The 11231-nt window shown below is 51.0% G+C and carries 10 protein-coding genes; 6 read left to right on the forward strand and 4 right to left on the reverse strand.

What is annotated here, in order from left to right; genetic code table 11:
- The first annotated feature begins 75 nt into the window (after positions 1–75).
- Together glyQ and glyS are read left to right on the forward strand one after the other, a co-directional pair.
- Positions 76–981, forward strand: coding sequence for a glycine--tRNA ligase subunit alpha (glyQ, locus tag R3196_RS08450; protein ID WP_318936335.1), 906 nt, complete (start codon positions 76–78; stop codon positions 979–981).
- Between the two features lie 3 nt (positions 982–984).
- Complete coding sequence (glyS, locus tag R3196_RS08455) at positions 985–3054, forward strand: glycine--tRNA ligase subunit beta (RefSeq protein WP_318936336.1); 2070 nt, start codon at positions 985–987, stop codon at positions 3052–3054.
- A gap of 78 nt (positions 3055–3132) precedes the next feature.
- Here glyS and gyrB read toward each other — a convergent pair whose 3' ends face one another.
- The 4 genes from gyrB to dnaA are packed head-to-tail and all read right to left on the reverse strand — an operon-like array spanning position 3133 to position 9201.
- Positions 3133–5553 (reverse strand): DNA topoisomerase (ATP-hydrolyzing) subunit B, encoded by a 2421-nt coding sequence (gene gyrB, locus R3196_RS08460; protein WP_318936337.1) that lies wholly within the window; start codon positions 5551–5553, stop codon positions 3133–3135.
- Between the two features lie 11 nt (positions 5554–5564).
- Positions 5565–6647, reverse strand: a complete 1083-nt coding sequence (gene recF / locus R3196_RS08465; protein WP_318936338.1) for a DNA replication/repair protein RecF — start codon at positions 6645–6647, stop codon at positions 5565–5567.
- 6 nt (positions 6648–6653) lie between these two features.
- Entirely contained in the window at positions 6654–7754 is a 1101-nt protein-coding gene (dnaN, locus tag R3196_RS08470) for a DNA polymerase III subunit beta (protein ID WP_318936339.1), read from the reverse strand.
- Between the two features lie 46 nt (positions 7755–7800).
- On the reverse strand, positions 7801–9201 hold the full coding sequence (dnaA, locus tag R3196_RS08475) for a chromosomal replication initiator protein DnaA (protein ID WP_318936340.1): 1401 nt from the start codon (positions 9199–9201) through the stop codon (positions 7801–7803).
- 309 nt (positions 9202–9510) lie between these two features.
- Between dnaA and rpmH the strand changes: the two genes are divergently transcribed.
- From rpmH to yidC, 4 genes are all read left to right on the forward strand, one after another.
- Positions 9511–9645, forward strand: a complete 135-nt coding sequence (rpmH, locus tag R3196_RS08480; RefSeq protein ID WP_084616802.1) for a 50S ribosomal protein L34 — start codon at positions 9511–9513, stop codon at positions 9643–9645.
- Positions 9646–10038, forward strand: coding sequence for a ribonuclease P protein component (gene rnpA / locus R3196_RS08485; RefSeq protein WP_318936341.1), 393 nt, complete (start codon positions 9646–9648; stop codon positions 10036–10038).
- Positions 9972–10238, forward strand: a complete 267-nt coding sequence (gene yidD, locus R3196_RS08490; protein ID WP_318936342.1) for a membrane protein insertion efficiency factor YidD — start codon at positions 9972–9974, stop codon at positions 10236–10238. The genes rnpA and yidD overlap by 67 nt, the downstream gene beginning before the upstream one ends.
- 19 nt (positions 10239–10257) lie before the next feature.
- Positions 10258–11231 (forward strand): membrane protein insertase YidC (yidC, locus tag R3196_RS08495; RefSeq protein ID WP_318936343.1); only part of this gene is annotated, 974 nt, incomplete at its 3' end.

The raw sequence follows: 11231 nt of genomic DNA on the forward strand, positions 1-11231 counted from the left end.
TGGTGTCCTGTAACCGTGCGTAAACACAGGGTATAATTTACGCCAATTCGACCTAAAAAGCAGCAAGAGAAGAGCATGGCGAGCTATGATGTAAAGACATTCCAGGGTCTTATCCAGGCCCTGCAGGATTACTGGGCACAGCAAGGCTGTGCCGTGGTGCAGCCGTTAGATATGGAAGTGGGGGCTGGCACCTTCCACCCAATGACCTTTTTGCGCGCGGTTGGTCCCGAACCGGCAAGCTTTGCCTATGTGCAACCCTGCCGCCGGCCTACTGATGGACGCTATGGTGAGAATCCGAACCGGCTGCAGCATTACTACCAGTTTCAGGTGATTCTGAAGCCCTCACCCAGTGACATCCAGGAACTTTACCTGGGGTCGCTGAAGCTGCTTGGGTTCGACCCGCTGGTGCACGACATCCGCTTTGTCGAAGATAATTGGGAATCGCCGACACTTGGCGCCTGGGGCTTGGGCTGGGAGGTCTGGCTCAATGGTATGGAAGTCACGCAGTTTACTTACTTCCAGCAAGTCGGCGGGCTTGAGTGCAAACCAGTGGCCGGTGAGATTACCTATGGCCTGGAACGCCTGGCGATGTATATCCAAGGCGTTGACAGTATCTACGATCTGGTCTGGACCAACGGCCCCCGCGGTACCATTTTGTACGGCGATGTGTTCCATCAAAACGAGGTGGAGCAGTCGACTTATAACTTCGAACATGCCGATGTTGCCGTGCTGTTTGATCGCTTTGATGCCTGCGAACGGGAGTGCCTGCATTTGCTCGAACACAACCTTCCGCTGCCCGCTTACGAACAGGTCATGCGCGGTTCCCATGCCTTTAACCTGCTGGATGCCCGCCATGCTATCTCGGTAACCGAGCGGCAGCGCTATATTCTGCGGGTGCGAACCATGGCCAAAGGCTGTGCTGAAGCCTACTATGCGGCGCGTGAAGCGCTTGGATTTCCACTCGTAGAGCAAGGATCTTAAACCGTGCGACAGGATACATTACTGGTAGAAATTGGCACTGAAGAGCTGCCGCCAAAGGCCCTAAAAAGCCTGAGTGATGCCTTTACCGATGCGCTGCTACAACTGCTCCGGGAACAGGAATTCAATTTTGGCAGCGTCCGCAGCTTCGCCTCCGCCCGGCGCCTGGCAGTTCAGATTAAAGAGCTTGACGCACAGCAACCGGATAAAGTGGTTGAGAAGCGCGGCCCGGGCGTGGATGTGGCTTTTGATGCAGACGGCAATCCAACGAAGGCCGCTGAAGGTTGGGCTCGCTCTAATGGTATCAGCGTGGCCGATGCCGAACGGCTGGTCACGGATAAAGGCGAGTGGTTGCTTTATAAAGCTGAAGTACAGGGGCAAGCCCTTAGCGCCCTGCTGCCAGAACTCGTCGAACAGGCGCTGAAACGTCTGCCTATTCCCCGGCCGATGCGCTGGGGTAGTTCCACCGCTGAATTTATCCGTCCGGTGCATACCATAACCATGCTTTATGGTGCCGAGTTAATTTCCGGCGAACTCATGGGTGTCGCCTCGGGAACCCATTTGCAGGGCCACCGTTTTCACTGTCCTGAAGGCGCCGAACTGGAGCATGCCGACAATTATGAGCAGATTTTAGAGAAAGCTTGGGTTATTGCTGACTTTGCGCGTCGCCGTGAGCGTATCCAAAACGGCATCAGCGCGCTTGCCGACAAACTTGGCGGCAAGGTTATCGCTGATGAAGCGCTGATCGACGAAGTCACTGCGCTGGTTGAGTGGCCGGTGGCGCTGTCGGCAACCTTTGACAGTCAATTTCTGACGGTCCCCAAAGAGCCCCTTATCGTCACCATGAAGGACGACCAGCGCTACTTCCCGCTGCATGATGACAACGGTGATTTGCTGCCTGCTTTTATCTTTATTACCAATATTGAAAGCAACGATCCGCAACAAATTATTCTCGGCAATGAGAAGGTGGTCCGGCCCCGGCTGGCTGATGCGCAGTTTTTCTTCGAAAGTGATAAGAAGATACCACTAACCAACCGCCTAGAAGCCTTATCATCCGTCCTCTTTCAGAAACAATTGGGATCAGTTAAGGATAAATCCGAGCGTATCGCCGAAATAGCCGGCAAAATCGCGGAACTTCTGGGTATAGATGCCGCAGTTGCTGAACGTGCCGGTAAGCTTTGTAAAGCCGACCTGGCCACCCAGATGGTGCTGGAGTTCCCGGAAACCCAGGGCGTTATGGGTATGCATTATGCCCGGCACGATGGCGAACCTGATGGTGTGCCTGAAGCCATCTATGAACACTATCTGCCGCGCTTTGCCGGTGATCGGCTGCCGCAGAGTGTTGCCGGCTGTGCCGTAGCCCTTGCCGATAAGCTCGACACCCTGGTTGGTATCTTCGGTATCGGTCAGGTACCCAAAGGCGATCGCGACCCGTTCGCGCTGCGTCGTGCTGCCATTGGTCTGCTGCGGATTATTGTAGAAAAAGACCTGCCGCTGGATTTACAGGAGCTGGTTGCAGCCGCTAAATCATCCTTTAAAACAGGCACCCTGACCTCAGAAACTGTTGAAGATGACGTTGTAGAATTCCTGCTGGGTCGCTTCCGCCCCTGGTATCAGGAACAGAATATAGCCGTTGATGTGATCCAGGCTGTCCAGGCCCGACGGCCCACCCGGCCTGTTGATTTTGACCAACGTGTGCGTGCGGTGACGGCGTTTCGTGAACTGCCTGAAGCGTCGGCACTCGCCGCAGCGAATAAACGCGTAAGCAATATCCTCGCGAAGGTTGAGGGCTCCATCATTCAGGAGGTCGATCAGGGCCTGCTCACTGAAGCCGCTGAAATCGAGCTGTCTAAGGCTGTTAGCGCAGCCCGCATCAGTTCATCCAAGGCACTCGAATCAGGCGATTATACCAGCGCTCTGAAAGCGTTGGCCGACCTGCAGAAGCCGGTGGATACCTTTTTCGATAATGTGATGGTTAACACTGAAGATGAGGCCGTGCGTCGTAATCGCCTTGCCCTGCTATCGCGTTTACGCGAGCTGTTCCTGCGGATTGCCGATATTTCGGTTCTTAACTAACGTCTACGTTTTACGTTATAAAAAAAAGGAGCCAGAAGGCTCCTTTTTTATTTCCCGACAAGCGGCTAACCGTGGATGTTAAACGTCCAGGTTCGCAACTTTCAGAGCGTTGGTTTCGATGAAAGCACGACGCGGCTCAACATCATCACCCATCAGCGTGGTAAATAGCTGATCCGCGGCAACCGCGTCTTCAATGGTGACCTGCAGCATGTGCCGGGTATCCGGGTCCATAGTCGTTTCCCAAAGCTGGCTTGGATTCATTTCACCCAGACCTTTGTAGCGCTGGATATAAATTCCACGCTTCGACTCACTAATCAGCCACTCAACCGCTTCAACGAAATCGTTAACAGGTTTCTCTTTATCACCGCGACGGACGTACCCGCCCGGCTCAACCAGCCCGAATATTTTCTCGCCGATAGAGACTAGTTGGTCATAATCACGGGACATCAGGAATTCATAGTTCAACGGATAATCAGTATCAATACCGTGCTGACGTACCGTCACGACCGGCAAATGCAGCTGGCGTTCTGCATCATGCCTGGCCGAAATGGTATAAGTTGCTGAATTCACCTCCCGGGTGGTCAGGTCGCCCTGCAAACTTTGCACCCATGACTCCATAGCTTCTTGATTTTTAAGAAGTTCTTGGGTTAAACGTGGCGCATAAACCAGGCGTTGCAGGAAAGTTTCCGGCATCCGGCGTGAAAGGCGTTGTTTGATACTGTTCTGCACCAACTGGTATTCATTTACCAGAGTTTCAAGCCGTGCGCCGGTAATCCCGGGCGCATCAGCGGTAACATGAAGGGAGGCACCATCCAAAGCCAGACTGGTCAAATAACTGATCAATGCCGGGTCATCTTTGATGTAGCTCTCCTGTTTACCCTTTTTCACCTTATAAAGCGGTGGCTGAGCGATGTACATATAGCCCCGTTCAATAAGCTCAGGCATCTGGCGATAGAAAAAGGTCAACAGCAAGGTACGAATATGCGAGCCGTCGACGTCAGCATCGGTCATGATAATGATACGGTGATAACGGGTTTTATCCGGATTGTATTCATCACGGCCAATACCACACCCTAATGCAGTGATCAGGGTGGCGACTTCTTGTGAACCAAGCATCTTATCAAAGCGTGCTTTCTCAACGTTCAGGATCTTACCTTTAAGTGGCAGGATAGCCTGGAATTTGCGGTTACGGCCCTGCTTCGCAGAGCCACCCGCAGAGTCACCCTCCACAATATAGAGTTCAGAAAGTGCCGGGTCTTTTTCCTGACAGTCGGCTAGCTTTCCTGGCAGACCAGCGATATCCAACGCGCCTTTACGGCGGGTCATATCGCGGGCTTTACGAGCTGCTTCACGGGCACGGGCAGCATCGATAATCTTACCGACAATAATCTTGGCATCGTTCGGCTGTTCGAGCAGGAAGTCGCTGAACTTCTCATTCATTGATTGCTCAACAGCGGTCTTAACTTCTGAGGACACCAGCTTTTCTTTTGTCTGTGACGAAAACTTGGGATCAGGAACTTTAACCGAGATAACCGCGGTTAAGCCTTCACGGGCATCGTCACCTGTCGCATTCGTTTTGTATTTCTTGTTCAGTCCTTCCTTTTCCATGTAGGTATTCATGGTGCGGGTCAGCGCTGAACGGAAGCCAGCTAAGTGGGTGCCACCATCCTTTTGAGGGATGTTATTGGTGTAGCAGAAGATGCTTTCCTGAAAAGAGTCATTCCACTGCATTGCAACTTCAACTGTGGTTCCGTCGTCACGCTCATGGGTAAAGTGGAACACGCTCTGGTGGATCGGATTTTTCTTATCATTCAGATAAGTAACGAATGCCGAGATACCACCTTCATATTTAAAATGGTTACTGCGATCTGAGCGCTCGTCTTTCAGGATGATGGAAACACCTGAGTTCAGGAATGACAGTTCGCGGAGGCGCTTAGCCAGGATGTCATAGTGAAATTCGACATCAGCAAAAATATCCGAGCTTGGCCAGAAGCGCAGTTCGGTACCGGTTTTATCCGTATCGCCAATCTGCTTAAGAGGCGTTACCGGGTCGCCCATCTTATAGAACTGCTCGTAGACATGGCCCTGACGACGAATCGTTAGCTGCAGATTCTCTGATAGTGCGTTGACTACAGAGACACCTACGCCGTGCAAGCCGCCTGATACTTTATACGAGTTATCATCGAACTTACCGCCGGCATGAAGTACCGTCATAATAACCTGAGCAGCGGAAACGCCCTCTTCCTCGTGGATATCAACAGGAATACCACGGCCATCATCGCGCACTGATACTGAGCCATCACTATGGATGGTGACTAGTATGTCTTTGCAATAGCCGGCTAGTGCTTCATCGATCGAGTTATCGACGACCTCAAAAACCATGTGATGCAGGCCGGTACCATCATCGGTATCACCTATGTACATCCCAGGACGTTTTCGTACTGCGTCGAGCCCTTTAAGGACCTTTATACTGGACGAGCCGTAATCATTTTCTGCCATAACTAGTTTCTCTATTGTTCCTTGATGGTTCCATGTTCCACGTGGAACATTTTGGTATCGGGTGTTTGTAGTAGCTGATTTAACTCACCCACCTCAATCGCTGATACAAAAACCTGTGATTCCGATGCCACTAGGGCATCACAGAATTTAGCCTGGCTTTCAGTATCCAGTTCAGCGGTAATATCGTCCACTAAGTAGATACATTGAACGCCAGTCTTGTGTTGTAGGTATTCACCCTGAACAAGCTTCAGTGCGGCCACCAACAACTTTAGCTGTCCACGGGACAGCAAATTCCTGACATCTTCCCCATTGGCCTGAATTCTTAGTTCAGCTTTATGAGGACCAACCGTCGAATGGCCATAACGCAAATCCTGATCCTGGTGCTTTATCAGAGCTTCAGATAAAGCAACTTCACGGTCCCAGCCATTCTTCAGATAAAACTCAAATTGGTATTGCGGAAGAAATTCACCGAGCCGCTCTTCCAAAACCGGCAGAAAACCTTCCAGGTAATCTTCCCGATGTTCTTTTATCCGCTCTCCATAGGCTGCGAACTGTTTATCCCAGTATGCACGTTCTGCCTCAAATCGACGCTGCTTAAGCAAACTATTTCGCTGCTTAAGCACTTTCGAAAAGTTTAACCAGTCGTTATAAAAGGAATGTTCCACGTGGAACACTCCCCAATCTATAAACTGCCGGCGCTGTTTTGGTCCGCCAAGAATCAGTTCGATGCTTTCTGGCGTCATCAACTGAACAGGAACCAGCCGCGCTAAAGCGGAAAACCGCCTTTCCTTTTCCTGGTCAATGCGCAACTGCACTTCACCTGTGTCATCCCTCTGATAACCAACCTGGTGTCGCCGCCCTGATTGCTCAATAACTTTAGCAAATACCGTGAAGCGTTCGGCTTCGTGTTGAATCAGTTGCTTGTAGGTTCCGGGCCGAAACGAGCGACCAAAACCCAGACAATAAATCGATTCCAATAAACTTGTCTTACCGCTACCGTTATCTCCGATAACCAGATTCACCGTCTTCCCTGGTGCTAACTTTGCCGCAGCAAAATTTCTGAACTGAGTTAACGCCAGAGCTTCAATATACATGAACGACTAGAGACGCATTGGCATCACAACGTAAAGCGACGAATCATCATCGTTGTCTTCCACCAGACCACTGGCGTCAGGACCAGAGAGCGTCAGCTTTACCTTGCTGCCTTGAATCGTATTCAGCACATCAATCAGGTAACTCACGTTAAAGCCAATCTCTAAGCTGTCGCCCTGATATTCCACTTCAATGATTTCTTCAGCGGTTTCCTGCTCCGGGTTATTCGCAGTCAGGATCATCTCCCCCGGGCTCAGCGCAATACGCACGCCCCGGTATTTCTCATTCGATAAAATGGCTGCCCGCGAGCATGCGTGCTTAAGTAATTCACGATCGGCAACCACAGTCTTATCGCCGCCCTGAGGCAGTACGCGCCGGTAATCCGGGAAACGTCCGTCAACCAGCTTACTGGTAAAGCTGATACCTTTGGTCTCAATACGGATATGATTATTGCCGATGGCAACCTTCACTTCGTTATCGACATCGTCGAGCAAGCGCAGCAATTCCATCACGCCTTTGCGGGGCACAATCACCTGGCGCCCGGTAAGGTTTGGCTGACCAATCTCACAGCTGCTCATGGCAAGCCGGTGACCGTCCGTTGCTACGGTACGCAGAATATTCGCATCGGTTTCAAACAGCATCCCATTCAGGTAATAGCGCACGTCCTGATTAGCCATCGAAAAGTGTGTGCGTTCCATCAAATCTTTGAGCACCGCCTGGCTGGTGACCAGCTGAATATCGCTGTCCCAGTCATCGATGTTCGGGAAATCTTCCGCCGGTAACGTCGCCAGCGTGAATTTACTGCGCCCTGAACGAATCGTCGCTTTGTCTTCCGATGCACTCAGCTCAATAGGGGCACCGTCGGGTAAGCTGCGGATGATGTCGAGCAATTTCTTAGCCGGCACTGTGACCTGCCCTTCGGTACCCTTATCAATGTCGCAAGCCGATACCAGTTCAACTTCAAGGTCTGTGCCCGTCAGCCGGATTTCTGAATCGCTCACCTGAATGAGTACGTTAGACAGAATCGGAATCGTATGACGGCGCTCAACGGCACCGCTTACAACCTGAAGCGGCTTTAAAAAAGCATCACGGCTGATGGTAAATTTCATCCCCACATTCCCCTGTTATCAGTTGAAAACGCTACTTCCGCAAGTACTACGCAGATAAGGTACGTATTAAATTTCTGTAGTCTTCTTTTATATCATGTTGCGCGTCTTTTAATTCCTGAATTTTTCGACACGCATGTAAAACTGTGGTGTGGTCACGGCCACCAAAAGCATCGCCAATTTCTGGCAGGCTATGGTTGGTGAGCTCTTTTGACAGCGCCATCGCCAATTGACGGGGGCGGGCAACCGAACGACTACGGCGCTTAGATAGTAAGTCCGCCATTTTAATGTTGTAGTATTCGGCAACTGTCTTCTGAATATTGTCTATAGTAACCAGCTTTTCCTGTGCCGCGATTAAATCACGCAGGGCTTCACGGACGAAGTCGATGGTGATTTGCCGGCCCGTAAGGTTCACGTTAGCGGCCAGGCGATTCAGGGCACCTTCTAGTTCGCGCACGTTGGAGCGTAATCGCTTGGCAATAAAGAACGCTACCTCGTGCGGCAGGGTAATTCCCCGCTCTTGCGCTTTACGGATCAAAATGGCGACACGGGTTTCAAGTTCCGGCGGTTCGATTGCGATGGTAAGACCCCAACCAAACCGCGATCGCAGGCGGTCTTCAACGCCTTCAATTTCCTTCGGATAGAGGTCGCTGGTCATAATGATTTGCTGATTACCCTCAAGTAAGGCATTGAAAGTATGGAAGAATTCTTCCTGAGAGCCTTTCTTGTTGGCAAAAAAGTGGATGTCATCAATGAGCAATGCATCAACCGAGCGATAGTACCGTTTAAACTCATTAATCGAGTTGTTCTTAATCGCGTTTACCATGTCTTGAACGAAGCGTTCAGCGCGCATATAAAACACTTTCGCGTCTTTCTTATGGCCCATAATGGCATTGCCTACGGCATGCAACAAATGGGTCTTACCTAAACCGGTGCCACCATAAACAAATAGCGGGTTATACACACCACCAGGGTTTTCAGCGACTTGCAGCGCTGCAGCGCGAGCCAACTGGTTGGACTTACCTTCTACGAAGTTATCAAAGGTGTACTCGGGATGGATGTTGCATTCAAAAGCCGGGGCCGGAGTCTCGTCACGATCCCATGGATTCTGACGTCGGGTAGCACCGTTAAGCCGACTGACAGGTCGTTGTTGCTGAGCCGGTGCGGGTCGCGTTGAACCATTGCCTGAGGAGGCTTGCATGCCACCGACAGTGAAAGCTACATTCGGTGCCCGCCCGCCTTTCTCTTTAGCGAGTTCGCCAAGGTAATCATTTATGAGATTCAGGTACTTATCTTTAACCCAATCAACAACATAACTGTTCGGGGCGTAAAGCGTTAAGGTATCATCTGACAGGTCAGCCTGTAATGGCCGAATCCAGGTATTGAAATGCTGTGTCGACAACTCGCTCTGCAGTCGTTCTGAGCAATATTGCCAAAGCGATTTATTCACACCTGTCTCCCTGAATATTTTTTTTATTTATTTATTTATCTGGCTGTTGGAGAGCGCCCGGCCGGTCGATAAAATACTAACGCGGGGTCACTGCTAAACAGCACTTATAGGATACCTTGATTGTACTGAAATGAGGCTCTGATCGCTAGCCTAAAGCCAAAATAATCCGACGATCGACAGGGGCCTTATCCACAATACTGATCGTTATCAAATCCTATTTGTGGATAGCTTTTGTCGTTGACTTTACCCGAGATTCTCGATAGAATTCGCGCTCTTAATTTTTAGACAACCCGAATACGGACTAACGTTATGAAAAGAACATTTCAACCAAGCGTACTAAAGCGTAAGCGCTCTCACGGATTTCGTGCGCGCATGGCAACGAAAAACGGCCGCGCAGTTCTGGCCCGTCGTCGTGCCAAGGGCCGCAAAGTCCTGTCAGCGTAATTGAAGAAGCTTTCCTATGGGCGGGAGTTACGTTTACTAACTCCCGCGCACTTCCAGGTCGTTTTTAATAACCCCCCGGTTAAGGCTGTTACGGCCGAACTGACTGCATTAGCTACTCCCAATAATCTCGCCAATCCTCGCCTCGGTGTCACCATCTCAAAAAAGCGTGCCAAACGCGCCGTTGATCGAAATCGTATAAAGCGTCAGATTCGCGAAACTTTTCGGCTAAAACAGTATAAAATACCGGCATTCGATATCATCGTAATTGCAAAAAGCGGTGTTACAGATCTGTCTAATGAAGATCTGCAGCAGCGGTTAGACTATTTATGGCGAACTTTAAGCAAGCGTTGCGAGCAATACCTGTCGGCCTCATCCGACTCTACCAGTGGCTAATTAGCCCGCTGTTAGGTCCGCGTTGTCGTTTTCAGCCAAGCTGTTCGCAGTACGCCATAGAAGCTATCCAAAAGCATGGTATGATGCGGGGCTTCTGGCTTGCCAGCAAACGCATAGTGAAATGTCATCCGGGGCACCCGGGCGGCTTCGACCCGGTGCCAGGCACTACCCCAGCACCGGACAATAACGAATCAAAGTAAAACAGAGACGAAAGATTTTATGAATTCGCCACGTTCTATCTTGTTTATAGCCTTTCTGGTTGTCACCTTTTTCCTCTACCAGAGTTGGGTAGTCGATACCGCTCCTGGCACGCAACGTAGCGCGCAGCAGGCCCAGGATACCCTGCAAAGTACCCAGCAAAGCCCGGTGCCTGAACCTATCGACAGCGCCGTGCCTGAAGCGACCTCAATCACCAGCGATGCGTCTACCAGTGTACCTGTGCAGACCAATATCAGTCAGCAGCCGGTGCGCATCATGACTGACGTTCTGGATATCCATATTGACCCGCGCGGTGGCGATGTCGTCAACGCTCAGTTGCTGGAGTTCGCTCGCACGCAGGATTCCGCTGCCCGGTTTGAATTATTGCACTCGGATCCAAACCAGCTTTACATTGCTCAGTCCGGCCTGGTTGGCGCCGATGGCACCGATTCTGCTGAAGGCCGCCCACTGTTCCACGTAGAACAGTCTGAGTACACCATGACTGGCGACCGTCTCGAAGTTCCCTTCCACCTGAACCTGGAAGACGGCAGCACCATCACTAAAACCTTTGTGCTGACACGCGGTTCTTATGCGGTTGACGTAATCTACACCATTCGCAATGCCGGCACTTCGCATAAGCAAATGCAATACTACGCTCAGCTGAAACAACTTATCACTGAAGGCTCGGGCAATATGATGATGCCAACCTATCGCGGTGGCGCATATTCCTGGGATGAAGACCGTTACGAAAAGTATGCCTTCGACGACATGCGTGACCAACGCCTGAGCCGGGCCACCGAAAATGGCTGGGTCGCGATGCTCGAGCATTATTTCGTTTCCGCCTGGATACCACGCGTTGATGGTACTAAACAGCTCTATTCCCGTGTAATCGGCGGCGATCAGGCGATTATGGGCATGCAATATCCGGTGACCATGGTCGCACCCGGTGCCTCAGCCGAAATCCGCTCTACCCTGTTTATCGGTCCAAAAGATCA

It is taken from the genome of Pseudidiomarina sp. (assembly GCF_033722695.1).
Lineage (GTDB): Bacteria > Pseudomonadota > Gammaproteobacteria > Enterobacterales > Alteromonadaceae > Pseudidiomarina.

Excerpts from the sequence above, each read along its gene's own strand:
- gyrB (WP_318936337.1), bottom strand. The coding sequence starts at position 5,553 with ATGGCAGAAAATGATTACGGCTCGTCCAGTATAAAGGTCCTTAAAGGG.
- recF (WP_318936338.1), bottom strand. The coding sequence starts at position 6,647 with ATGTATATTGAAGCTCTGGCGTTAACTCAGTTCAGAAATTTTGCTGCG.
- dnaN (WP_318936339.1), bottom strand. The coding sequence starts at position 7,754 with ATGAAATTTACCATCAGCCGTGATGCTTTTTTAAAGCCGCTTCAGGTT.
- glyQ (WP_318936335.1), top strand. The coding sequence starts at position 76 with ATGGCGAGCTATGATGTAAAGACATTCCAGGGTCTTATCCAGGCCCTG.
- yidD (WP_318936342.1), top strand. The coding sequence starts at position 9,972 with ATGGCGAACTTTAAGCAAGCGTTGCGAGCAATACCTGTCGGCCTCATC.
- rpmH (WP_084616802.1), top strand. The coding sequence starts at position 9,511 with ATGAAAAGAACATTTCAACCAAGCGTACTAAAGCGTAAGCGCTCTCAC.